Genomic DNA, 21,755 nt, shown 5'->3' with positions numbered 1-21,755 from the left:
CTATTCGAGCCGCAGCAGGCGTCCCACGATCGGCGTCGGCGACGACGTGGCGCTGGGATCGACCTGGAAGGCGTAACGCTTGGTGCCGAGGATGGCGAGATAGCTGCCGCCCGGCGTCAGCGACTTCCCAGCCTTGGCGAAGTCATAGAACTTGCCTCCGACCATGGTCTCGCTCTTGAGCGGCACGCTGATCGTGGGCTCCTTGCCATCGGTGCGCTCGATCACCAGGGTGCTGCCGCTCTTGGCCTGCACCAACGGCGCGACACCGTAGAGCGTCGGCAGCTTGGCCGGAGCGCTGCCCTTGGCGTCCGACCGCATGGTGCGGAAGGTCGTCGCGGCACTCTGGTTCGCCTCGCGCTCCGACAGTTTTGCCGCGTTGGTATCGCAGGGGACCTTTTCCCGCTTGACCTCGCCGAGTTGCACGGTGCTCTGCTCGGTGCCGACCATGACGACGCCTTCGCTGATGGTCTCGCGCTGGCACGATTTGAGATAGCTGAGCGTAATGGTTGCCTTGGGCCCCAGCTTGATGATCTTGCCCGGCACCACATAATCCATGAACGCGACACCGTCGACCTTGCCTTGCACGTCCTCGACGATGGCGGTCGGGCTCTCCGCCAAAGCCGGAGCAGCAAGACAGCATGTGCCGACAACAGCGCCGATCAGGCTTTTCATGGCAATTCTCATCCAATTCGACCAATATTTGCCGGTCCCCATCCAGGCCCGATGCTTAGCAGCGAAACGCCCAGGCAAGTGTGACCGGAATCACTCTTTGATATTGGTGCACTCTATCAGGAAGAGGTTCAAGCCGGCGACCCGAGAAGACAGTGCGCCGGCAAGCTGGATGGATAATTTCATTCGGCTGGGACGGCCTCAACCGGGTGGCTCTCCATATCTATGATGGGCGCGAGCGTAGCCTCGGTCTTCTGATACGGCGTCGCCTGCTGACCGGCGGCGATCTCGACCACTTCCTCCCGCGTGACAGGCTAGCTGTCACGAGCTGGCTGGAGTTGATAGCGGTTATATGCGTGCTGCCAAACGAGGTCGGCACGCCGATCGTTTTTAGCGCGGTATGCAACGAGGTCCAGCTCCAGCTTTCTTGCCCGCCGCACGGGAAGCGTGCGCCCGCGTCGCTGCGCCTCGGCGTCAAATTGACGGGTTGATTTTGCAGGGCGTTAACCGTGGCGGAATGCTCCCCGCGCGGGTCATTGTCGCGCCCCAGAGTTGGTTGCAAATACGTTGGAGTTTTACGGTGGATGTTTTCATGCTGAGAGACGGCAAATATGCGGCCTGGTTCAGGACCCCGCGCGGTCAGGGCACGGGCGTCGTGCATCTGGCGGAGGGACGAATCTCCGGCAGCGACAGCTTCTTCACTTATGGAGGCTCTTACCGAATTGACGAGCAGCGCTTCACGGCGGTTCTGACCACGCGGCGTCATGCCGAGGGGCCGCCGACCGTGTTCGGGCTCGACGAGGTCGAGGTCAAGCTCTCGGGCGTGTGCAGCGGTGCGATGGCGACCTGTTCCGGAACGGCCGAGCAGGCCCCCGATGTGACCTTCGAGGCGACGCTCATCTACAGCCAGGACGAGGTGCCGGCCGTTGACGCCCGAGGTGCGGTCGTGAAGCTCAACGCCGACAAGCTGCCCAAGGGGCTCGACGGCCGTTCGCGATCGCGCCATCCGTTTGCGCCGGGATCGCTCGGCTCAGAACGGAATAGACCATAAGGCCACGTCTTATCCCGCCTGATCGACTTCGAGGATGTTGTCAGGGCTGCTTAAGCGGATGAGCCCTCTGGTGCCATGCCCAGGCGGTGCGGATTACAGTCGGCAGATCCGAATATCGCGGCACGAAATTCAGCGCTTTTCGCGCTGCGGAGGGATCGGCGACCAGATAGGTGGGATCGCCGGCGCGGCGCGGTTTGACGGTGTGGGGCACCTCGCGCCCGGTCTCCTGCCTGATGGCGGTCAGGATCTCCCGTACCGAAAAGCCGGAGCCGGTGCCTAGATTGAAGCTGCCGCCGGCATGCCCTTGTTCCAGCAGCTTCAGCGCCGCGACATGCGCTGCGGCGAGGTCGGTGACGTGGATGTAGTCGCGGATCGCGGTGCCATCGGGCGTGTCGTAGTCCTGACCGAACACGGCAAAATCGACATGGCCCTGTAATGCCATCATGGCGCGCGGAATGAGATGGGTTTCATTGTCACGCAATTCGCCGATGCCGCCGGCAGGATCGGCGCCGCTGGCATTGAAATAGCGCAGGCAGAACGCGCCGAAGCCGTAAGCGGCGCGGTAATCGGCGAGCATGCGCTCGATCATCCACTTCGATGCGCCATAGGGGTTGATCGGCGCGCAGGGGAAGTCTTCCGGCAGTTCCTTGGAATCGGCATTGCCGTAGACGGCGCCGGTCGAGGAGAACACGATACGATGGCAGCCCGCATTGCGCATCGCCTGCAATAGCGACAGCGTGCCCTGCACATTGTTGATGTAGTACTTTTGCGGGTCGGTCATGGACTCGCCGACGAGACTCGCCGCCGCGAAATGCATGACCGCCGTGATTTTGTGCTCGGCGAAGGCGCGCGCCAGCGTGCCGCCGTCGAGCAGATCGCCTGTTACCAGCGGGCCGGCGACGAAGCCGCGATGACCTGTCGACAGATTGTCATAAACGACGGGCTGATAGCCGGCGGCGGTCAGGGCGCGACAGGCATGCGAGCCGATATAGCCCGCGCCTCCCGTAACGAGGACAGTCGGTCGGTCGGTCATGTCTGCTTACCTCGAGGTGAAATCAACGATCATCCATGCGCCGCGGCCAGCACCAAATCGGCACCCGGCACGAGCACCGCAAGCGTCAGCCATGCGGGACGTTTGCGGAAGGCGAGGACATGCCGCGTGGCGCCACGGGAGACGACATCAATCAAGGAGAGGGCTTCCGAAGTGACCTGTCCCAATGCGATTGCCTCAGTTCAATAGTTGATCGATCTGGTGAGCATAGATTGATCTTCGCTGTATGCAACCCACCGGCGGCTCGGCACGATCGTCCTTCTTCGTTTAGCTCGCATTGACCCTATCGCTGCGAAACGGTGGGCGCGCGCATCGCGGCAACTGAAGCTTTAAGAACCAAAATTAAGCTGATGCCGAGTAAAGGAGTGACTGAAACATGGCACAGATCTGGATGACCTATGACGAACTCGCCGAGCTTAGCGGCTGCACGTCTGCCGAGGCACGAATGCGGGCCATCCATTTGTCACTTGACCGCCGCAAAAGCCGCGACGGCGCAACCCGCGTCAAGCTCGATCTGGCGCTGACGGCCAAATATTTCGCCTCTGTCCGGGACGCCGATTTTGATCTGGACGGCGCCATCGAGGCGCTCCAGGCCACCCATCGGCAGATGGCAGAACTCCTGACGCCGAACCAGTTCCTGGGCCAGCGCCGCTTGGCTTAGCTCCCGCGCGCAATCGGTCAGGCTCCGGGTGTGGGAGCCGAGATTCTCGCGATAGTTGTTCCGAATCAGGCATAAATCTCCATCCGGAATTTTCATTGCTGGCCGGGGTTTAACCGCAGCGGGCCGTAGAGCCTGCAGGAGGATGCCATGAGGAACGACAGCGATCGAGGCTACGCGACACTGTTGGGAGCGGCGATGCTGGGTGCGCTGATCATCATGACAGCCGCAACGGCAAATGCAGAGCTCGTGAAGTTGCAGGCCGATTTAAAAGGCAGCAATGAAGTGCCTCCGAACAACTCGCCTGGAACAGGCAAGGCCGAGGCGACTTACGATACGGAGGCGAAAACCCTGACCTACACAGTCAGCTTCGCCGGCTTGACCGGGCCAGCCATGGGGGCACATTTCCACGGCCCGGTGGAGCCCGGCAAGAACGCCGGCATCGTGCTGCCGTTCAAGACGGTCCAAAGCCCGATTCAGGGGAGCGCAACGCTCACCGAAGCTCAGGCTGCGGACCTGCTGGCTGGGAAATGGTATGCCAACATTCATACGGCCGCGAACCCGGGCGGTGAACTACGCGGACAAATGATAAAATAAGGACGGTCACTTCCCGATGCAGACGTGCAGGCCATGCATCTGCTCAGGAGGGCGGCCTCGGTAAGAAGGCCAGGATTGTTTGAGCGAGGAGGACCCCGACGGTCCCGCCTGCTGCCTTTTGCAGCACGTCCAGGAAACCCGGATCACGATCGGGCGTCATTGCTTGCAGGATTTCCAGCCCCATTGCGACCGCCACGACAAGCGAGCATGCGAGGGTGAGCCGACCGGGCAACAGGAAGGACAAGAGAAATCCCAGCAACCCGTAGGCGCTGAAGCGCTCGATCACGACGACCCAATAAGCGTCGTGATGGCCAATAAGCACGGGTCTCCCCGCCAGTCTCGCAAGCGTGGCATAGACGATGAGCGCGAAGCAGACGCCTGCGGCTGCGATAAGGTGGTTGCGGCGCATTGAACGACCATAGCCGGACCGGAGCCAGGCCGCGTTGAAAGATGAGAGTATCGTTAAGGCCGATTGAGCAAGGGGCGCGGCGCGGCGCGTTTGCCGTCCCGGGTTAACGGCTCAATCCTTTCAGGCCACCAACGCCGCGTCGGTCGGCAATTTAGCGCTCTGCGCCAAGCAGCGTGACTCGACCAACTCGTTGAATCGAGGGAAGGGCAGTGGGGCGGAGACCAGATAGCCCTGCCCCTCCTCTACGCCGGATGAAATAAGCGCCCGGACCTGCTCCTCCGTCTCGATGCCTTCCGCGACCACCGTCATTTGGAGGTCCTTCGCAAGTGCGACCAGCATCTCCACGATCGTGGCAGTCGATGCGTCCACGGTGATCGTGTCGACGAAAAATTTGTCGATCTTGATTGTATTGGCGCCCAGGCCCTTGAGCCGGGATAGCCCGCTATGACCGACGCCGACGTCATCGATGGCGACGCGAAACCCGTAGTCCCGCAATTCGCTGACCACGGCTGCGGCGCGTGCGAGGTCGTCGAGCTCGTCGCGCTCGGTCACCTCGATGACGATCTGGCGCGCGGAGACTTGCGCCGCCATGACCGTGCGGCGGAGCGTTTCAATGAAGCCCGCACTCAAGAGATGCTTTGGTACGACGTTGAGGGAGAGCTTAAAATCCTTGTTCGCTTTCAACAGCGGCTGCAGATCCGACAGCGCTGATCGCAGGATCTGCCAGGTCATGACCTGGATGCGGCCGCTGGATTCCGCGAGCGGGATGAAGTTCATCGGAGGCACGACCGATCCGTCTTTGAGGAGCCACCGAGCCAGCACCTCGCAGCCTTTGATCCGACCGGTCTTGAGCTCGAAGATGGGCTGGTAGTACGGCTTGAATTCGTTCGCGGCCAGCCCGCGGTCGAGATCGGCGACGGGCCCTTCCATGCGGCAGCTCCGCGCGAAAAGCCCGCCGAAAAGGGCGCCGATTGCAAATGCTACGGCCAGCGTCGGCCAGTAAGCCTCGTTGTTCCACGTCGAGAGGATGCCGCGTTCGAGGCGAATGGTCGCATGGAGTGGGAATCGAGCTGAATTTTTGTCGAGATCGATCGGGGCCTGCAAGGCTTTGTCGGAATCGAGCAGGAATTCGCCAAGTTTCTCGCCGTTGCTCAACGCGAGGATCACTTCGCTATGGGCGCGCAACTCGGCGGGCATGATGTCGAACAGGCTGGCGTTGACGCCAAGAATGGCGACCAATGCGGCATTGCCGTTGATGTCTTTGAGCACGCCCAGAGCATCCCCGCCGAATTGCTCAACACGGAAGAGCGAAAGGTTCTTGTCGTGCGAGGGAAGCATATCGCGGCGGTCGATCCATCCCTTGTCGAATTCCAGCGTTTCGGAATAGGCCGAACAGATCACCGAGCCATCTGGGTTGACGAGGCGCACATCCTTGATTGCGGAACGTTGGTAGACGTGGAGCCGGATCGCCTGCAGCGTCGCGGGCCCACAATCGGCAAGATCGCGCCGCGCGAGTTCGCCCAGGCTCGCGCCGGCAAAGTCGACCGCAAATTCGGCGCGACGCAGAACCACCTCGGTCAATTCGTCGAGCTGGTGGGCCTGCTGGTACCGAATGAACGAAGTTGCCGCAAAGTGGCCAGCCACGCCGAACGCGGCCGTGCTCGCGAGCACGAACGCCGCAAATACGAAAGTCGGTCGCTGCAATCTCATTCGGCCCGGCGGATCAGAGGGAAGCGTCGGCCGATCCTAGTCAGGACGCGCTAAGATAGGGTTTAATGCGCGGGCGAGGCATGTGGAACGGCCTTTGGGGGTGGGCAGGCGAGGGACCCGTCTGCCCCCGGACCGGGGGACCCTATCGGAAAATGCTTCTTAACCTTCCGCTCCCAAGTTCTGGCGGCCCATTCGGTGGCGGAGGGAAGCGGGTGCGGGATTGCAGGGCGCGATGGAAGCCTGCCGAGGGCTGCCACCATGCTGTGGCCGGGTGGCCCGCAAGCGCAAGACCACGAAGGCGATATTGATAGCCAACCAGACCAGAATGACGGAAATGGCAAGATGGGCCACGGCCAGACCTCGCGATGAAGTTGAACTCAACGCGAGCGCGCTGGTTCGGTTCCCTGGCGAACCGGGCTAGAGCGCATCTATTTCATGTAGCCGGAGTCGAGCCTTCGGGACGGACGGCGACCTCACCTTGCCTTGAGGTCCTTGCTCTAGTCCGATCAGCAACACGACGCATTCGTTCTTCGTCAGAACCGGCGATCGCGCGCCCGCGGCCATCATGACGTCGTTGGCGGAAGCCGCCGCACGCTCGCTTAGGCCTTTTTTCTCGCCTTCGTTTTCAACGAAAGACCAAGGCGCAAGGCCATGCGCTTGATCGCATCGGGCGATCGTCCGAGCTGTTTCGCCGCCTCCTCCAATGAAGCCGAAGACTTAGCCAACTCCATCAGCCGGCGGTCTTCCTTGAACGACCAGGGCTTGCGCGCCATAACCGAAATCATCCTCTCGTCGCGACAAGGACAAAGCCGCCAAGCGGACCCATGTCGCTCGACGGCTTTGCTTGGGTGGGGCCGAGCTTGGGGGAGCCCGGTGAGACGATGGGATAAGTGATTAGTAAGAATTCGCAACAAACAACGCGGATTAAGCTAACCGCTCAACCTTAACGCGTCTAATCCGGCTTTGTCGCTCCGTACTATCACGGAGGTGTCAATGCTGATCAGCGGCGGCCGTCACCGCGCTTTGAATGGCTGGAAGCCGAATTGTCGGCCGCCGGTTCTGAAGGCTGCATTGACTGCGTGAACCCCGATTAACATCCGGCCGGATCCAACTTCAATCAGTGAGACGTTTGTCATTCCCCGGCCCGCGGCTGTCCGGCAACGACCAAACTTCAATCAGCTCCTTGCACAAATTTCGTCATCGCCTGGCAAAACTTTCAGCGGTGCCGATCTTGAAGTCGTCACAACGACAAGATGAAATGCAATGGGAGGAACGCGCCGAAAAAATGGGACGTTCAAATGTTGGCAATTGTGGTTTTGGGTTCGATCTTCGCGGGCGGTTTTGCTTGCGGCTATGGTGCGAGGGCGTGGCGCTCACGCAAGCGATCGGCAAGATATCGTCTCTATGCGCCCTATACTCCCGCAACAGGGGCGGGACGAAGTCGGTCGCCCTCCTAATGATGGTATTTCGCGCCTGGCCTGTTTGCCGAGCGATCTCTGTGGCATGATCGAATAACCATGTGCGGTTAGGTTAACTTGTCGCAATTCTTGAGAGCTTGGCCAATGTCACCTAGAACATCTCGATTCACGGCGGAAGTTTAGCCGCCCCGATTTTTCCGGGGCCCGCGTTAGGGTAGGCGTAAATGACGTATCTGATTGCATTGCTGGGCGCGATTATTTGCATCATTATTTTGATGGGTTTCGTTCGCGCCTATGATCGACACCTGAAAGATCTTCCAGGTCCTTGGATCATGGACGAGCCTCGTTCGAATGACTGAAAGGCACAACGCGCCCCGCAGGTATTTCGTTGATGCGCAAGGGAAACGGGTGCTGATAGGGCTGTCGCTTCCGGAAACGGCGGAGTTCGAAGCGCTGGACATCACGTCGGGAGAGACGGTTCAAATCGGTCTGGGCGATGGAGCCGCCGCGGCGCACGAAGCTCGATGGCTTGAGCTTTATTCCAAACATGAAGGAGCCTGGCGGGCGTGGATCGTACAAAGCCAGGCGGAGCAGCCACAAGCTTCAAGCTTTGTTAACTATGTCTGACCGATGTTAGCGGTCCAAATCTCGAACGTGGGATGGCCCAAATGTTTCAGCTGTTCCTGAGAGCGCGCGCACACAATTTTCTCAGCTCCCGCCGTGAGGACAAAGGCTTCAAGGCCCGTACCATCGAGCGCGATGCGGAGACGGACCGCGTTCGAATCGATGCCGTCATGGTCGCGATCGATACGGCATTACGCGATGCGGAGAGGGAGCAGGTCGGCCTCGGACGACGCGTTGATGACGCACTTGCGCGTGCATCCGTCACCTTCGGAAACGGCACCGATGAATATCTCGAACGGGAGCCGATCGACAGCCATCATCAAGATCTCTTTGCGGCCGACATCTCCAACGGCCAGCGGCGGCTCAAGGAATTGGCAAACACCATCGCTCATCTGAGGTTTATCAGGACCGCGATGCTCACGCGCTTTCCGAACCTGAAGCCGCCGCAGCTCAATAGCTAGTTGGGATCGAGGGTTTGGCTCGGCAGCCTGCGGTCTGGTAAAACGCAGCAGGTTTGGGCACGATGGATATCTCGGTCCGAAAAGCATAATCTCTCGCTGAACAGCTTTGCCACGGGACAATTCGGGCGCCGCTTTGCCGTTTGGCTCTTCTGCCGGTTTTGATATGGTCCCGTCCAGCGTTCTCGGACGGATTGAAGGAGCGAGCCAGGTGATCTCCAGAAATTTGCAAAGGTCTATGGGATTGGCATTTGTTTTGGCTATTGGCGCGCCAGTAACGGCGTCGGCCGTCACTGTAGAAGTAGCGCGTGCATGCGACGCAGCTTTGGCCAAGGCCTTTCCTCCAAAGCAAATCGGCAATCCCGCTGCCGGCAGCGCAGGGACAGCCAAGGAGCGGCGCGATTATTTCAGCAAATGCGTCGCGAACAACGGCAAGGTCGATGATGCGCCCGCGGATGCGCCTAAAGACGCCAAGGCCAAGAAATAAACGGAACGCGTCGCGCCGTTTTAGCGTCGCGGCGGGCAGGGGGAGTAGAATGCGCCGTTCGTTGCATTGATACGTTCGACGCATTGGTTGGGATCAGTCGGCGTCCCGGCCACCGTGAAGTCATAGCCCATACCTTTGACGACCACGACGTAGCGACCCGGCGAAAGCGTAAAGCCGTCCTGCTCCGGCTGCAGCGATAGCATTCTCGGCTGATCCTCGACCGGACCTACTTTGTAAGGGAAGGACATGCTGCGGATGACCCAGGTGTCGCCGGCAGAGACCATGGCCGCTTTCCCGGTTGCATCGACGCCCATCGCTCGGGAGACTTTTGCGACTACTCGAACCTCGGTCCCGGTTGCATCGACACCACCGTCGGGCCTGAAAACAATGAAGCTGACATCTCCGCTTGTCAGGGTCGTCGCGCTCGGTGTGGTGATTGCTGCTGAGATCGCGACACGACGATCCGGAATCTTCCCGGGGACCGGCTTGAGCTCCTGGAGCTGGCCCTGGCTCAGGGCGTAGACGCCGAAGGTCGTTGGCAACGGCATCGAGGGTTGCGCAGGCGTCACCGGCTCCTTCGGTTGATCCGGTGTCCGTTCGACGCTCTCACCGCTCGATGGAGTCACAGCCCCGGTGGGGTGAGGCTCGGGGCTTGTGGAGGTGCGCTTGGACAGCGTCGCGGACTGCCACAATGCGAGGGATTGTGTCCTCAACCGCGGCCAATAAGTAACCGCCGCGCTGGCACCGGCAATGACGACCAGGATGGCGGCTAATCGGATGAGGGAGTTGAGGATGCCGCTTCGCCGAGATTGGTCGGGCGGGCTTGGCGGTGCGACAGAACCGCGCCCTGTTTCCGCAGGCTTCGGGACGGGCGGCGAGGGCGGAACGGGCGCCAGATGCGGAACGGGCTGAGGAGCCGGGGGACTGGGTGGCGACTGATGCGAAGCGACGTCTAGCGCCAACTCCGGCGCTTTGGACAGCGCGTCGCGCTCGCTACGTTCAAATGAAAGCTCAACCTCCCGGATGGCGCGCTCAAGCACTTGCTGGAGCTCGCGGGACTCCCGTGCGTCGCCATGCGTTAATTGTTCCAGAAGCTTGATGCGAGCCAGCTCGTATACGATTTCGCGGATCTGCCGGGGGTCGCTGGATATGTCGCGAATCCGCTCGGACAGGAGACGCACAAACCCGGCCTTGATCGCGTGCGTATTTGGCGCGCCGGCGGCGGTGTCGCTGGGGTCGGTCATCAAGGCCGATCAAGTAACCCGGAACAGGCTGTTTCGCTAGGCTTTTCCGCGTCAAAATCCTATCTCGGCGAAAGCCGCTCTGATCGCCAGCCTTGCAAGAGCCCATGTCGAACAGCTTCGGGGGCTTGCTTTTGGGCAGAAAGCTGTGACAGTTCGACGAGCTCCTCTTTCCGGTATTTTGATCATGCGCGACGGTTTCATAGCACTCACGTTTGTGGCTCTCCTGGTGCAACCTTCTTTTGCACAAGGGACCAAGGACAAAGCCAATTTGACGAGCACCAGTATCGTGACCACCCCTACGAAGAAAACCCAAACGGCCCAGAGCGCCTCACGACCCACAGCCACCCGAAACCTGGCGCCGGGCAAGCTGCCGAGCGGGATGGCGGCTCAGGGGGTCTGGAGAGACGGCAAGTTGATCGCCGTGCCTCGGCAATGACGACCCAAGCAACCGTGAAGGAACGGTGATCGCCTCCCGATGTTCTCGCTTGGGAGACATCTTATGAAACGATTAGTCCTGACCGCGTTTACGCTTCTTGTGACGGCAAGCACGTGGGCCCTCAGCGCTCGGGCCCAGGGGGTCAATGATCCATCGACCCCCGATCGAAATGTAATTATCGTCAATCCCTCGCAGCCCGCGCCGAGCACGGCTACGCGGAATATTCCGAGCCAGATTCAGCCGCCTCTGGTCAGTGGAGGGCGCGCGCGCCCCTATTACGGCAACAGAACGCGGACTAGTGGGTCGAGCAGGCGTTAGTCTGGCTACTGTGCGTTGGGCGTCATTCCGCCGCCGGTGGGGAAGTTGCTGGATTTGAGCGCCATTCCACTGACGCGAAAGCGAACATTTCCCGCCAGGTACAAATAGTCCGACGTCGTGCTGCTGACAGTCCGCACCTCGACATAGGTCAGTGTGATCGAGCCCACGCTTGGGGTTACCTGAGTGATGTCGACAAACCGAGCTCCCGGGAAAAGCTTCTGGTCGAGGCCATAGAAGATCTTTCCCGCTCTGACCACAGGATGAAGTGACCGCCGGCCTTCTGATCAACGGCTTCGTATTGCGTATGGATCACTTGCGGGTATTCGATCTGGCCTGCCGTTGCAGAGTGAGTACCTAAAAAGATCACCAGAACCAGGAAAGTAATGTTGCGGACCACTGGTCAATACCCTCGCGAGCTAAAGCACGAAGCTTGCCCGCGATTTGGCTTTCGTGCAATCGGCAAACGTATAGATTGAATGGAATGGACGAGAAGTTTCCGGCCCTTGCTCGTTCTTGTTGCTCTGCCCTGGAGTTACAGCGTGCCAACCGCGCGACCTCACACCTTTCTAGCTCATGCCAGGCGGCTTGGGCAGCTGCCCGGAGTGGTCCTGACCGTTGCCGGTGCAATCGGCTTCGGTCTCGCCAGTCCGCCCTCGTGTTTTGCGCAGACCGAACCGGAGCCCTCGGTCAGCGACTATCTTCCACCAAGCGAGCCGGAAGTCAGCCGTGACGAGTGGCGTCAGCGTATCGAAGATGCGCGGCGACGAGCCAAGCAGCTCTCGCGCGAGCGGCGGGACCATCCAGAGCTCTATAAACCGGTCCCGGAGGATCCGGACCTTGTCGCGACCGAACGCCTCCTCAACGACGACAGCCTGCAGCGCGGCGACATCGTCTCGACCAAGAAGGGCATGTTCGTCTACCAGGGGCGACCGGATCAACCGCGCCGTGAGCAGGATTTCGTGCCGATCGCACCAAAAGCGACGCGCTGAAAAATTGACTGCAAGCCAGCAGGCTAACTCGCGCTCGAACTTCAGTACCGCCGCAAAATCTGATTGAACTTGGGATCGGTCCCCTGCGTGGTCTCCAGAAGCAGCGACTTGCCTTGCGGCGTGGCCTGCAGGTAGGCAGCGATCAGGAGCTGCTCGTAGCGAGAGCGGTTGGCAAGCGCCGCGCGGACGTCCGATTGCGCCAGCAGCTTGATCTCTTCGTCGGCTGCTGCCGCGTTCGATGTGACGGTTTGGAGCCGTGCGAAGGCGACGGCGATCGGCACCGCGCCGGCCAGGTAAGACATTTTCACTGCAGGCGTCGCCAGCTCACCCGCCTGCGTCTTCAGCGTGCCGAGCGTCAGCCAAAGCGCGGGCCGGATGGGCGATACTTTCAGAGCCGCAACAACGGCATCCTGGGCCGCCTTGTTCTCGGCGGCCCTGCTGTTCACATCGGCTGCAGGACGGTGAAGAAAATCCGCGGCTTTGGCCGCCGCATAATTCGCCAGCAAGTCGCCGTCGAATGAAAGGGGCGCCAGAACGCCCGAAGCGGCTACGTTGACCTTCTCGGGCGGAAACTCGCCCAAGAACAAATCGCTCGCCCGAAAGTTCGACCGCGTGAGATCGCCGTAAAACCCCAATGCTGCGTAAAGCAGCAACATCACTGCGATGCAGGCGCCAATGATGCGAAGCAAGGTCATACGGCTCATGATGAATTTCGATGCCCGTGTGGAAGGGCGCAGGAGTTGGCCAGCAACTCTGCAAAAGTCCTAAATTGCGAGCAGACTATCGCCCTGGATCGTGAGCAAGGTCAAGTTGCCGGTCGCGTAAGCGCCGGTGTCGATATTGATCCGGTTTGAGCGGATATCCGGGACGCTGACCGGGGTATGGCCGTGGACGACATATTTGCCGAAGCGTCTTTCGGACTCGAGGAATTCCTCGCGGATCCAGAGCAGATCCTCCTCCTTCTGACGTTCCAGAGCTACGCCCGGCTTGACGCCGGCGTGCACAAAGAAGAAGTCGCCACACGCGAACGAGGGGCGGAGCTGCTGAAGAAACGAAAGATGCTCCCGCGGAAGCGCCTGCCTCAACCCTTCGATCAATTCAATCTGCTGCTCCGGCGTCGGATTCATCGTCGGGTTGATCCCGTATGAAACAAGGGTCAGCAGGCCTCCGTAGCGACGCCATTCCTCCAGGCGCGCCGGGTCCTTGAGGACCTCGAGCAGGAACACCTCGTGATTGCCCTTGAGGCACACTGTCTCATGCGACTTCGAGCGCTCGATCAGGAGATCAATCACAGCGCGCGAGTCCGGGCCCCTGTCGACGTAGTCGCCGAGAAAGACCTGAATCGCTCGTTCGGGAGCGGAGCGGGCAAGGTCGGCGTCGATGACAGTTAAGAGCGACTGAAGCAGGTCGGCACGTCCATGCACATCGCCGATGGCATAGATCCTCACGCCGTCGGGGAGCCGCGGCTTGACGTTCTTACGAAAACGCTTGGAAAGGCCCATCAGCTGGTCGAATCGGGTCTGGCGTCATGAATGGAGGGCATGGTCGCTCATAGCAGAACAAGTTACGCATCGGTATTCTTAATTGTTTCTGACGGAGTCGCAGCGGTTTTGATTAAAGGATCGCTCGGCTTTTGAGCCGGATTTCAAGACGTGTCCCGTAGCGTTTCCCCAACAAGAAATGGGGAGCGCGACATGCGCAAGACTTTAAAGTTCCTGGCGATTGCCGCCGCTCTGTTGGCTGGGGCGGCTCAACACAAGGCCGAGGCCGCCTTTGTCGGTGCGCCGTCGGCGTTGCGTGGTGCCATCCAGTACATCAAGTTCGACCAGCCGACCTTGGCGCCGATGGCATTCACGCTCTTTTGCCTGAAGTACGAGGGCGAGTGTAAGCCGCGACCGCAGCAAATCGTGTTCAGGGGCGGACGTCTCAAGCTCACGGCCGAGCGCATGGCCCAGCTTCAGGAGGTCAATCGGCGGGTCAACAGCGCGATCCGACCCGAGCCCAATTTGGAGGGGCTGCGCGGCGAGAAGTGGCTGCTGCATCCCACCAGCGGCGACTGCAACGACTATGCCGTAACAAAACGCCACGATCTGATTGCCAAGGGCTTCCCGGCGCGATCGGTGTTGCTCAGCGAGGTCGTGACGAGCTGGGGTGAGCATCACCTCGTGGTCGTGGTGCGCACGTTCTCCGGCGATCTCGTGCTGGATAACCTCACCGGGCACATCCTGCCGTGGTCGAAGAAGTCCTACCGGTGGGTCCGCATCCAAATGCCCAAGAACCCGACCTACTGGGCGTCACTGGCTGATCGCGACGTCTAACGACGAACGACTAATGACCCGTGCCGCGTGAGGACTGGGTGACGCTTTGGGACAATCCGAGTCCCACGATCGTTGACAGGCAAAGGATTGCTGCCGGATGCAGCAGTCCTGAACCAGCGAAGCCCTCAACCAGCGCGAAGACAAGGCAGGCCGCGGCCGCCGCAGGGAAGAACGAGTCGCGGCCGCGCTGCAAAGCCCCCAAAAACAAGCGCCCCAAAGCCATCATGCCCGCCAGCAGCGCGGCGGAAAAACCGACCCATCCGGTATCCGCGAAGATGGCAAAAGCCGTCGAGGGCGCCATCAAAGCCGCGCCGGCATCGCTTTGGTAGATCCTGCCAACGGCAGAAAAGGTGCCTGCGCCCGCACCGAACCACCTGGTGTCGGCCAACATTCGCTCCAGCGCGGCTCTGGTTTCGGCCCCCACCTCCGCGACGAGCCGCAAAAGAATCGGCCCTGCATTCTTTTCGAACAAGAAGCTCAGGACAATGATCGCTCCGACCAGCGCGGCTAAGGACAGCGCGCCTGCGGCCAACGGGGATAAGTCGATCCTTCGAATGACAAGGATCAGCAACATCAACACGAGGCCAAAGGCCGCGGCGATCGCGCTGTTCGTCCCCGACAAGCCAAAAACCGCGACCGCGCTGGCCAGAGCGCCCACAAGGCCGCAAAGGCCGATGGCGACCGACCGAACGAGCGAGTGGCGCGTTTCGGCCCGCTCGGCGGCCAGCTGCATGACGGCTATATTAAGCATGACGCCAAGACCGGCCATCGTTGTCGCCAGGTCGGAAGGAACGGCGGTTGCAAGGGCGGATGAGAACGGACGCAAATCCAAGGTCAGAGCCGACACCGCTGTTACCCCGCTCAGCACGAACAGCACCAGTTCGGCACGGCTGCGGTCACGGACCACGACGATGGTCACGCTGAGCAACGAGATCGCTGCGAGGGCTTGAAACAGCGCATTCAGGGTGAGGCCGAGATCCGCCGTCACTGGCCCAAGCGACAGGCCACCCAGAGCATCGTGGCTGCTCGCCCAGATCGGATGCGCCCAACTCAGCCACAGCGGCACCAGCTGGGCCGCGATACAAAGGGGAATGCCGATCAGGATCCAACGGCCCCAGACCGTGGCACGCAGATAGTGCTCGTAGTCGGCCTTACGTGCGCTGAAGACCGCTGCAAATAGCCCCAGGGCCGTAGCCGTCATCCCAAGCTGTACGCCGAATTTGGCGCCGGCAATGTCGAGAGCGGATGCAGAAACAAGGCAAACGATGAGGGCAAAATAAGCGAAGGACAAACGTGCGCCTGGAAGGAATCCTGAAAGGGTCAGTCACCATACAAGCCGGAGGCTGGTTTTCAAACAGAGCTCTGCAGCCAACAGCTCCCAGCCCCACCTCACATCAACGGAGCGTCGCCTGGGGGTCAGGCGGCCACAGAGGTCAGCGGGCGGTCTTGAGCGGCCGGGCAAACACGCGAGCGGCACGACCAGCGGCGAGAGCAAAGCGGGTGGCCGAGCCAAAGAGATAACCGGCTTGGAGCGCGATGGCCGCGAACACGACGCCCTTCAGGCCGTCAAGAAAGCCCAGATTGGCGATCCAGCCGACCGGGATCGCAGCGAGCAGCATGACGAAGGTCAGCGGCAGGAGCACCAGGACGCGAAAACGTTGGCCCAGAACTGCGCCTACCAGAAAGCTGAAGATCAAAAGCTCGGTCATCCGAAACACTCCGTGCTCCGGACCTTAGGTTCCCCACCCTAAAAAGACCCTTAAGTCGTATGGCTAAATTTTGTCTATTGGCCGCAACTGGCCGCCAGAGAATTATAGGCTTCACGAAGCCCGCTCAGGGTCACCACGCCTTTGATTTCGGTGTCACTTTCCTTCACCACCACGGAAAGCGAGGGCGTCGTCTGCCACTTACCGGCCGCGAACGCAGAAACTTCGTCGGGTAATAGGACGGCAGCGCCGGCCGCCGCCATGCTGGCCTCGAACGTCTGGGTACCGCCGCCAGTTGAGGAGATCGTCACTCGCGGGTGGCTCCGTGGCGGGAACGGCCGGATCAAGGCGACCAACACGTCGATCTTGCCCTTGGGAGCGCAGCGGACGATCAGGCCGGCGAACTCCGGGTCAGACTGCATCGTCTCGGCCGTCTTGGAAATGGAAGCGAAGCTCTCGCCCTCCTTGGAGCCTTGGGCGCGGCTGAATTTCCAAATAGAGGAGGATGGGCCTGCGATCTCAATGAACGGGCGCCGCGGGGTTTCGTACCCCGGTCCGGCGAGCAACCATCCTGTCAGAGCAAGGGAATGAATCGCCAAGAGCAACGCCGGAACTCCTCATGAGACGGCCGGAGCAATACCAGACATACGCGGGGTGAGAAACGCCTCGCCCATCGGTTGAGCGGCTGCCTATCGATCGGGCACACGAATTACAACAAACAGTCACAAAGGGTTAGGAGGGTTCCGAAGTAGTGGCGCGAGCGCAACACCGGCCGACTCATTGTGCCGTTAACCATCAGTTTCGGCCTGGAACCCTTGTCGCGCCGTCCGCTAGCCCGTACCACTTTGAGGTAATTGGGACGATTGGGGCCGCGTTGATGCATTCCTTTGCTAAGACCTATTTATTGAAGCCCGCGTTTTTGGCCGTGGCGCTGACGCTTGGCGCCTGCTCCACCAATCCAGGCTCCGGACCGTTAACGGATGACGTTAACAACCACATACAGACTGAAAGTGCGCCGGCTTACGAGTTGGTGCCGCTCAACCCAGCCACCGTGAACATTCTACACACCCATGAACCCAAGGGTCTCGCGGGCGCGTTCACGGACAAACGACCGCCGGCGAGCATTGTGTTCGGGATCGGCGACGTCGTCAGCGTGACCATCTTCGAAGCGGCTGCGGGTGGTCTGTTCATTCCGGCGGAAGCCGGCGTCAGGCCCGGTAACTTCGTCACCATTCCGGATCAGTCGGTGGACAATGACGGGTTCATCACGGTGCCCTACGCCGGTCAGGTCAAGGCCGCGGGTCTCACGGCGGTTCAGATCCAGCGCGCGATCATTGAAAAGATATCCAACCGCGCCATCGAGCCGCAGGTCGTGGTCGCGATGTCGTCGCAGCGGACGCAGCTCATCAGCGTGCTCGGCGAAGTCAATTCCCCAGCGCGTTATCCGGCGAGCGCTGCGGGCGCGAAGGACAAGGTGCTCGACGCGATCACCCGCGCCGGCGGCATCCGAGGCCAGGGCTTCGAGACCTGGGTGATGCTGGAACGTGGCGGACGGCGCGCAACCGTTCCGTTCGAGAATCTGGTCATGTCGCCTGAGAACAACATCTATGTGCGTCCCGACGACAGCATCTATGTCTATCGCGAGCAGCAGAAGTTCCTGGCGTTCGGCGCCAGCGGCCAGAGTGGCGAGTTCAACTTCGATGCCTGGCGCATCAACCTTGGCGAAGCGGTGGGGAAGGCCGGCGGTCTCCTCGATGGTCAGGCCGATCCGGCTGCAGTGTATCTCTATCGCCGCGAGCCGCGTGAGGTCGCTGCCCAGCTCGGCATCGACGTCAGCAAGTACACGAGTGAGACGATCCCGGTCATCTTCAACGTGAACTTCCGCGATCCGGGTGGCTTCTTCCTCGGCACCAAGGTCATGATGAAGAACGGCGACATCATCTACGTTTCGAACTCGCGCAACGTCGAAACTGCCAAGTTCCTGCAGTACCTGCGTGTGATCATGGCCACCGGGAACGATGCGATAAATCTGTCGAACAATGCGCTGATCTTCCGCAACAACATCAAGTTGGCGCCGTAAGGCGGGGGCCAACCTGATCCGCGAAACGATGGCACCGGGCTTTGTCCCGGTGCCATTTTCGTTTAGCAATCACAGCGGTTCTGTTCGGGTTATGGATCAAGGCACCCCTGAGCAAGGCGTGCCGATCATCGGTCATCCCGCAGTGTTGCAAGGGGCGGCATGCGCTTTCGACGACGAGCATTCTGGTGTTTTCTGACCCTTCTCATCGGGGGCCCTGTTTTGCTCGAGCCGGCTGCCGGTGCGGCGGGGGAGTTCGGAGTACGCCACCGGATCGATGTCGTGGTCTCTGCCGAGCCCGACGCGCCGATCTTTCAGCGCCTTCGAGGTGCCAAGGGCGAAGTTTCATTCGCAGTCCGCCTGTCGGCGAATTCCAAGGAGAGCCGGTTCTTCGGGATGCTGCACCCGTCCTTTCAGGATATCGTTGTGCCGGAAGGAGCGGGCAAACCTCTCGTCCCACAAACAAAGCTATGGGAGGAGGAGGTCTGCCATCAGCGGCGGGGCTTGCCCAAGGTGACGGTCACTCAACTCGCCGGGCATTTCGGCGAGGGGGTAGGGCGGATCGAGATATCCGGAATTAACCGCCACATAGGCAATCTGGTGCCACCCGACGAATTAACCCCTGGAATAAAGCTCGATCAGGGGAGTGATAATCTTGGGCTGTTTTACGGCTTTCGGGCGCAGACCCGGATCAGCCGCTTGAACGTGGATCTGAAGATCTATCCGATCGATTGCTTCCTCTAACAGCCTTTTATCAAACAACATGTGCATGAGCCCGTTGAAGTTCCGGAGGACCCGGGCTGCCGGGTTGTGCTCGGACCTCGTGCGGCGACCGGGTCCGCCAGCGCGAGGCCACTGACTTCGTTGGGTTCTTTGGCTTTGTTTGGCCAAATAGCGAGGCTGGACAAACGACTTAAAAGAGAAACTAATATATGCACATCTAAAGGTAGCAAAAGGATCATCCCCTCTCCTTCGCCACCGCAAGCCGACGCTGGCGCGCGTGATCGAGGGCGCGGATGGCAAATTTCCGCTTCGACAGCGCGCGGCGTTCGTAGCGCTCCAGCAGCGCGAGCTCGTGGGCGTGCTCGGCTAGGATCAGCACGGACTTGGCCGAGCCCTCCGCCCTCGACACCACCCCGTCGGCGATGTCGTCCGGCATCGCGGTGAGGCCTGCGGTGCGGGCCAAGCGCGGGACAGCCGTCATCTTCATCCGCAGATGGGTCTCGCAATCCGACGCCGGATTGCTGAACGCATCAAACAAGACTTGGTGGCGCGTCCGCCGCGCCCGGGTCAACTCCGCCTCGGCCGCCGCCACCTCGCGGGCAAGCGCCAGCAAGTCCTCCTCTGAACTTTCGCCGACGAGTTCGCGGGCGAGCGCCTCGACCTCGTTCGCCAGCATCGGATCGGCCAGCGCCGCCACTGTCAAGCCGTGGCGCCGGGCATTTTGCGACGAATGGAGTTTGCCGCGCCCCGTCTTGGGGCCGGTGCTGGCGCGCGCGTTCGCCCGATTGGCGGCCTGTTTTTTGCTACTGATCATGACGGCGCCTCTTCGTCTGCGGCGGGTCGCGGCAGCCCGATGGCCTTACTCGACTCCGCGTCCGTCCAGCGTTCGAGCATCTTGCAAAGGGTTGCCCCGACGAAGCGATGCCGGTCGAGTTCACGGATGACGGCGTTGCGGCGGCTTTCGATGCTGGCCAGGGCGCGCTCGAGCCGGTCGACCTCCTCGATCTCGAGCAAAAATGCCCGGGCGGCCACGGCAGCGGGCGTGGCGCCAATCGAGGCGAGCTGCCTTTCCACCCGTTCACGGGCCGCGGCCTCGCCCGCCAACCATTCGGCGACCAGCGTCCGCCTCGCATCGAGATCGGATTCTGCATCAGTTACGGTCGCCAGAACCTTGGTCAGAAGGCTTGGCGCCACATCGCCGAGAATATCCGTTTTTAATCTGCGCAGGCGCCGGATTTCCCAGGTCAGATAGGAAATGTCCCAGGCCCAGATCTCTTCGATCATGCCCTGCGGCGTGAGGTCGGCTACGACGCGCGCGAGCAGCTCGTCGAACACGGCCGCGTTGTCGCCGGGCAAAATCGGCGCCGGTCCAAACAGTTCGTGGTAACGCTGGAGCGCACCGGACCGCGTTGCCGGGGCGCCGTCGTGCGGTCGGGGACGCCCGCGCGGCCGGCTCGTCGTGGCCGGCAGCCCCTTGGTCGCGAGCTGCGACCCGCTTGGGTTCGGTGGCGATGAGTGCTGCGAGCGCGGCTTGGGAGGCACGGCGATGTCCTCAGGACCCGGCGCTAGGGTGCCGGACGGTGGCGATTTGATGGCTCCACTTCATCGTCATTCTTCCTCGACAACGTCGGCGGCGGGAACTTGGCCTTTGGCCAAAATATGTTCGAGCTGGTTGAGTTCATGATCCGTCAGCCTGTTCACGTCGAGGACGTACTCGCTTTCGCCCGCGGCCTGGATGACCAAGACCGGCGTTAGCCGCGGGTGAAGGTGAGCCGCCGCGGCCTTGGCCATGTCGCGACGAAACTCGGGGCGGCGCCGGAAGTCGTTCAGTTCCTCAAGAAAAAAGTCCAACGGAAAGAGGTTGTAGCGGGCCCGAAGCGCGCGGAGGTTGCTGTGGGCCCTTTTGTCCGAAGCGCGCTGGGCGTCGTTTCTTTTGGCCATGATCCTCTCCACTTTCTGCGGCTCCAGTCCAGGCGCGGGTACTCGTGATCCGGTGGGCGCTGGCCGCCCGCTGGCCTAGCGCTAATTTGTGCGCTGCGTTTGCTGCAGAGAGGAGTGTGATTTAATTTTCCTCGCGACAATAGCTGCCACGATTTTCCGCCAACGAAAAAAATTAGCGACGCCGGCGCGCTCCGCGCGGCGCTCCGGATTCGGACCAAGCCGAGGCATGCAGAAGCCGGATGACGTGCTCGCGAATTGCGCTGGCGCGGCGTGCTGATAGCCCAAACTGGTTGCTGCCAATGACCACCAAATCTTTTTTCGACATCGTGCGGCGCTCGGGTGAGCTGGAAATCAATTTAGCCGCAAATTTCTCGAACTCGCGTTCCTGGGGCGTGCGGCCAAACGGCGCTGAGCCGGTGAGGTCTGCGGCCACCAGCGCGTGCGCCTGCTGCAGTGTTGGCCGGCCAAGGACAGGCCGACCCGCGGCGGTGCTGGCCGCGACCAGCCGTACCCGACCAGAGGGCTTCTTGTTCGCCGGTGGCACGTCATCACCTCGCGCCGTCACTCACTCGTTCGTCGCACTCGCGCTGCTCGCGCATCCCGCCCAAGCGTCTGCGCCATGTGCTGCAGCGGTCGTTCTTGGCGCTACTCTAACATAGAAATTCGATTCCGGCTCGCGCAGGCTCGCGCTAAGCGTTCGCCCATGGCCAAGCAGAAGCCCGCCGATGCCCGGCACGCCCCTGCTCGAGCTTGAGGCTATTGCCGCCGTCTTCAGCGGCTTGATCGGTTGGATCTTGCGGACGTCGACCTCACGTTTGGCCGCCAGCCTCATAGGCCGTAGCGGTCTCCGGGCACTATGGCGGGGCAATGC

At 61.1% G+C, this 21,755-nt stretch carries 28 protein-coding genes; 12 read left to right on the top strand and 16 right to left on the bottom strand.

Annotation, left to right across the window (positions count from 1 at the left end; genetic code table 11):
- A complete protein-coding gene (locus tag AC0L23_RS16350) occupies positions 1-672 on the bottom strand; it encodes a hypothetical protein (protein ID WP_085384366.1) in 672 nt (223 codons plus the stop codon).
- Between the two features lie 152 nt (positions 673-824).
- Here AC0L23_RS16350 and AC0L23_RS16345 point away from each other — a divergent pair, with 152 nt between their 5' ends.
- Together AC0L23_RS16345 and AC0L23_RS16340 are read left to right on the top strand one after the other, a co-directional pair.
- The gene (locus AC0L23_RS16345; protein ID WP_161494832.1) at positions 825-1,160 is read left to right on the top strand and encodes a hypothetical protein; all 336 of its coding nucleotides are present in this window, start codon (positions 825-827) and stop codon (positions 1,158-1,160) included.
- A gap of 101 nt (positions 1,161-1,261) precedes the next feature.
- Positions 1,262-1,720, top strand: coding sequence for a hypothetical protein (locus AC0L23_RS16340; protein ID WP_085359789.1), 459 nt, complete (start codon positions 1,262-1,264; stop codon positions 1,718-1,720).
- Positions 1,721-1,760: 40 nt separating this feature from the next.
- Here the strand turns inward: AC0L23_RS16340 and galE are convergent, their stop codons facing one another.
- Together galE and AC0L23_RS16330 are read right to left on the bottom strand one after the other, a co-directional pair.
- Entirely contained in the window at positions 1,761-2,753 is a 993-nt protein-coding gene (gene galE / locus AC0L23_RS16335; protein WP_085394779.1) for a UDP-glucose 4-epimerase GalE, read from the bottom strand.
- 29 nt (positions 2,754-2,782) lie between these two features.
- Positions 2,783-2,908, bottom strand: coding sequence for a hypothetical protein (locus tag AC0L23_RS16330; protein ID WP_268738914.1), 126 nt, complete (start codon positions 2,906-2,908; stop codon positions 2,783-2,785).
- Positions 2,909-3,147: 239 nt separating this feature from the next.
- Between AC0L23_RS16330 and AC0L23_RS16325 the strand changes: the two genes are divergently transcribed.
- Both AC0L23_RS16325 and AC0L23_RS16320 read left to right on the top strand, forming a co-directional pair.
- Positions 3,148-3,432, top strand: coding sequence for a hypothetical protein (locus AC0L23_RS16325; RefSeq protein ID WP_085359793.1), 285 nt, complete (start codon positions 3,148-3,150; stop codon positions 3,430-3,432).
- A 147-nt stretch (positions 3,433-3,579) separates the two neighbouring features.
- Positions 3,580-4,026 carry a CHRD domain-containing protein gene (locus AC0L23_RS16320; RefSeq protein ID WP_085359795.1) on the top strand — a complete coding sequence of 149 codons (447 nt, stop codon included), beginning with the start codon at positions 3,580-3,582 and terminating at the stop codon, positions 4,024-4,026.
- A gap of 43 nt (positions 4,027-4,069) precedes the next feature.
- On the opposite strand, the gene AC0L23_RS16315 is transcribed toward AC0L23_RS16320, so the two are convergent.
- From AC0L23_RS16315 to AC0L23_RS16305, 3 genes are all read right to left on the bottom strand, one after another.
- Positions 4,070-4,435: a VanZ family protein gene (locus AC0L23_RS16315; RefSeq protein ID WP_204513754.1), complete on the bottom strand. Its 366-nt coding sequence runs from the start codon at positions 4,433-4,435 to the stop codon at positions 4,070-4,072.
- 120 nt (positions 4,436-4,555) lie between these two features.
- Positions 4,556-6,145: an EAL domain-containing protein gene (locus tag AC0L23_RS16310; protein ID WP_473357159.1), complete on the bottom strand. Its 1,590-nt coding sequence runs from the start codon at positions 6,143-6,145 to the stop codon at positions 4,556-4,558.
- A gap of 599 nt (positions 6,146-6,744) precedes the next feature.
- Positions 6,745-6,918, bottom strand: coding sequence for a hypothetical protein (locus AC0L23_RS16305; protein ID WP_162847250.1), 174 nt, complete (start codon positions 6,916-6,918; stop codon positions 6,745-6,747).
- An 869-nt stretch (positions 6,919-7,787) separates the two neighbouring features.
- On the opposite strand from AC0L23_RS16305, the gene AC0L23_RS16300 reads away from it, so the two are divergent.
- From AC0L23_RS16300 to AC0L23_RS16285, 4 genes are all read left to right on the top strand, one after another.
- Entirely contained in the window at positions 7,788-7,922 is a 135-nt protein-coding gene (locus tag AC0L23_RS16300; protein WP_473357158.1) for a hypothetical protein, read from the top strand.
- Complete coding sequence (locus tag AC0L23_RS16295; protein ID WP_473357157.1) at positions 7,915-8,190, top strand: hypothetical protein; 276 nt, start codon at positions 7,915-7,917, stop codon at positions 8,188-8,190. Before AC0L23_RS16300 ends, AC0L23_RS16295 begins: the two co-directional genes overlap by 8 nt.
- 41 nt (positions 8,191-8,231) lie before the next feature.
- On the top strand, positions 8,232-8,648 hold the full coding sequence (locus AC0L23_RS16290) for a hypothetical protein (protein ID WP_018456120.1): 417 nt from the start codon (positions 8,232-8,234) through the stop codon (positions 8,646-8,648).
- Between the two features lie 208 nt (positions 8,649-8,856).
- Positions 8,857-9,132 carry a hypothetical protein gene (locus AC0L23_RS16285; protein ID WP_473357156.1) on the top strand — a complete coding sequence of 92 codons (276 nt, stop codon included), beginning with the start codon at positions 8,857-8,859 and terminating at the stop codon, positions 9,130-9,132.
- Between the two features lie 20 nt (positions 9,133-9,152).
- Here the strand turns inward: AC0L23_RS16285 and AC0L23_RS16280 are convergent, their stop codons facing one another.
- A complete protein-coding gene (locus AC0L23_RS16280; RefSeq protein ID WP_473357155.1) occupies positions 9,153-10,376 on the bottom strand; it encodes a hypothetical protein in 1,224 nt (407 codons plus the stop codon).
- A gap of 1,356 nt (positions 10,377-11,732) precedes the next feature.
- Here AC0L23_RS16280 and AC0L23_RS16275 point away from each other — a divergent pair.
- Entirely contained in the window at positions 11,733-12,119 is a 387-nt protein-coding gene (locus AC0L23_RS16275) for a hypothetical protein (protein WP_473357154.1), read from the top strand.
- A gap of 41 nt (positions 12,120-12,160) precedes the next feature.
- Here AC0L23_RS16275 and AC0L23_RS16270 read toward each other — a convergent pair whose 3' ends face one another.
- Entirely contained in the window at positions 12,161-12,700 is a 540-nt protein-coding gene (locus tag AC0L23_RS16270; RefSeq protein WP_231188850.1) for a hypothetical protein, read from the bottom strand.
- 183 nt (positions 12,701-12,883) lie between these two features.
- Complete coding sequence (locus AC0L23_RS16265) at positions 12,884-13,621, bottom strand: metallophosphoesterase family protein (RefSeq protein ID WP_473357153.1); 738 nt, start codon at positions 13,619-13,621, stop codon at positions 12,884-12,886.
- Between the two features lie 192 nt (positions 13,622-13,813).
- Here AC0L23_RS16265 and AC0L23_RS16260 point away from each other — a divergent pair, with 192 nt between their 5' ends.
- Positions 13,814-14,437 (top strand): transglutaminase-like cysteine peptidase, encoded by a 624-nt coding sequence (locus AC0L23_RS16260; protein WP_085384360.1) that lies wholly within the window; start codon positions 13,814-13,816, stop codon positions 14,435-14,437.
- Between the two features lie 10 nt (positions 14,438-14,447).
- Here AC0L23_RS16260 and AC0L23_RS16255 read toward each other — a convergent pair whose 3' ends face one another.
- From AC0L23_RS16255 to AC0L23_RS16245, 3 genes are all read right to left on the bottom strand, one after another.
- On the bottom strand, positions 14,448-15,728 hold the full coding sequence (locus AC0L23_RS16255; RefSeq protein ID WP_473357152.1) for a hypothetical protein: 1,281 nt from the start codon (positions 15,726-15,728) through the stop codon (positions 14,448-14,450).
- A gap of 142 nt (positions 15,729-15,870) precedes the next feature.
- Entirely contained in the window at positions 15,871-16,146 is a 276-nt protein-coding gene (locus AC0L23_RS16250; protein WP_018456110.1) for a hypothetical protein, read from the bottom strand.
- A gap of 74 nt (positions 16,147-16,220) precedes the next feature.
- Positions 16,221-16,748 (bottom strand): hypothetical protein, encoded by a 528-nt coding sequence (locus tag AC0L23_RS16245; protein WP_473357151.1) that lies wholly within the window; start codon positions 16,746-16,748, stop codon positions 16,221-16,223.
- Positions 16,749-17,020: 272 nt separating this feature from the next.
- Here AC0L23_RS16245 and AC0L23_RS16240 point away from each other — a divergent pair, with 272 nt between their 5' ends.
- On the top strand, positions 17,021-18,223 hold the full coding sequence (locus AC0L23_RS16240; RefSeq protein ID WP_473357150.1) for a polysaccharide biosynthesis/export family protein: 1,203 nt from the start codon (positions 17,021-17,023) through the stop codon (positions 18,221-18,223).
- Positions 18,224-18,442: 219 nt separating this feature from the next.
- On the top strand, positions 18,443-18,964 hold the full coding sequence (locus AC0L23_RS16235) for a hypothetical protein (protein WP_473357149.1): 522 nt from the start codon (positions 18,443-18,445) through the stop codon (positions 18,962-18,964).
- Between the two features lie 214 nt (positions 18,965-19,178).
- On the opposite strand, the gene AC0L23_RS16230 is transcribed toward AC0L23_RS16235, so the two are convergent.
- From AC0L23_RS16230 to AC0L23_RS16215, 4 genes are all read right to left on the bottom strand, one after another.
- Positions 19,179-19,757 (bottom strand): hypothetical protein, encoded by a 579-nt coding sequence (locus tag AC0L23_RS16230; RefSeq protein ID WP_473357148.1) that lies wholly within the window; start codon positions 19,755-19,757, stop codon positions 19,179-19,181.
- Positions 19,754-20,485: a hypothetical protein gene (locus AC0L23_RS16225; RefSeq protein ID WP_473357147.1), complete on the bottom strand. Its 732-nt coding sequence runs from the start codon at positions 20,483-20,485 to the stop codon at positions 19,754-19,756. The genes AC0L23_RS16230 and AC0L23_RS16225 overlap by 4 nt, the downstream gene beginning before the upstream one ends.
- A gap of 66 nt (positions 20,486-20,551) precedes the next feature.
- The gene (locus AC0L23_RS16220) at positions 20,552-20,884 is read right to left on the bottom strand and encodes a hypothetical protein (protein WP_473357146.1); all 333 of its coding nucleotides are present in this window, start codon (positions 20,882-20,884) and stop codon (positions 20,552-20,554) included.
- A gap of 172 nt (positions 20,885-21,056) precedes the next feature.
- A complete protein-coding gene (locus AC0L23_RS16215) occupies positions 21,057-21,428 on the bottom strand; it encodes a hypothetical protein (RefSeq protein ID WP_473357145.1) in 372 nt (123 codons plus the stop codon).
- Positions 21,429-21,755 lie beyond the last annotated feature (327 nt).

The sequence above is a fragment of the Bradyrhizobium sp. MI1.4 genome (assembly GCF_055811315.1).
Note: the sequence above shows the minus strand (reverse complement) of the source record. Positions and strands in the feature narration are given on the sequence as shown.

Bases quoted from the DNA above. Each gene is read 5' to 3' on its own strand.
- AC0L23_RS16350 (WP_085384366.1), bottom strand. From the start codon at position 672: ATGAAAAGCCTGATCGGCGCTGTTGTCGGCACATGCTGTCTTGCTGCT.
- AC0L23_RS16340 (WP_085359789.1), top strand. From the start codon at position 1,262: ATGCTGAGAGACGGCAAATATGCGGCCTGGTTCAGGACCCCGCGCGGT.
- galE (WP_085394779.1), bottom strand. From the start codon at position 2,753: ATGACCGACCGACCGACTGTCCTCGTTACGGGAGGCGCGGGCTATATC.
- AC0L23_RS16325 (WP_085359793.1), top strand. From the start codon at position 3,148: ATGGCACAGATCTGGATGACCTATGACGAACTCGCCGAGCTTAGCGGC.
- AC0L23_RS16320 (WP_085359795.1), top strand. From the start codon at position 3,580: ATGAGGAACGACAGCGATCGAGGCTACGCGACACTGTTGGGAGCGGCG.
- AC0L23_RS16315 (WP_204513754.1), bottom strand. From the start codon at position 4,435: ATGCGCCGCAACCACCTTATCGCAGCCGCAGGCGTCTGCTTCGCGCTC.
- AC0L23_RS16310 (WP_473357159.1), bottom strand. From the start codon at position 6,145: ATGAGATTGCAGCGACCGACTTTCGTATTTGCGGCGTTCGTGCTCGCG.
- AC0L23_RS16305 (WP_162847250.1), bottom strand. From the start codon at position 6,918: ATGGCGCGCAAGCCCTGGTCGTTCAAGGAAGACCGCCGGCTGATGGAG.
- AC0L23_RS16300 (WP_473357158.1), top strand. From the start codon at position 7,788: ATGACGTATCTGATTGCATTGCTGGGCGCGATTATTTGCATCATTATT.
- AC0L23_RS16295 (WP_473357157.1), top strand. From the start codon at position 7,915: ATGACTGAAAGGCACAACGCGCCCCGCAGGTATTTCGTTGATGCGCAA.
- AC0L23_RS16290 (WP_018456120.1), top strand. From the start codon at position 8,232: ATGTTTCAGCTGTTCCTGAGAGCGCGCGCACACAATTTTCTCAGCTCC.
- AC0L23_RS16280 (WP_473357155.1), bottom strand. From the start codon at position 10,376: ATGACCGACCCCAGCGACACCGCCGCCGGCGCGCCAAATACGCACGCG.
- AC0L23_RS16265 (WP_473357153.1), bottom strand. From the start codon at position 13,621: ATGGGCCTTTCCAAGCGTTTTCGTAAGAACGTCAAGCCGCGGCTCCCC.
- AC0L23_RS16260 (WP_085384360.1), top strand. From the start codon at position 13,814: ATGCGCAAGACTTTAAAGTTCCTGGCGATTGCCGCCGCTCTGTTGGCT.
- AC0L23_RS16250 (WP_018456110.1), bottom strand. From the start codon at position 16,146: ATGACCGAGCTTTTGATCTTCAGCTTTCTGGTAGGCGCAGTTCTGGGC.
- AC0L23_RS16240 (WP_473357150.1), top strand. From the start codon at position 17,021: ATGCATTCCTTTGCTAAGACCTATTTATTGAAGCCCGCGTTTTTGGCC.
- AC0L23_RS16230 (WP_473357148.1), bottom strand. From the start codon at position 19,757: ATGATCAGTAGCAAAAAACAGGCCGCCAATCGGGCGAACGCGCGCGCC.
- AC0L23_RS16220 (WP_473357146.1), bottom strand. From the start codon at position 20,884: ATGGCCAAAAGAAACGACGCCCAGCGCGCTTCGGACAAAAGGGCCCAC.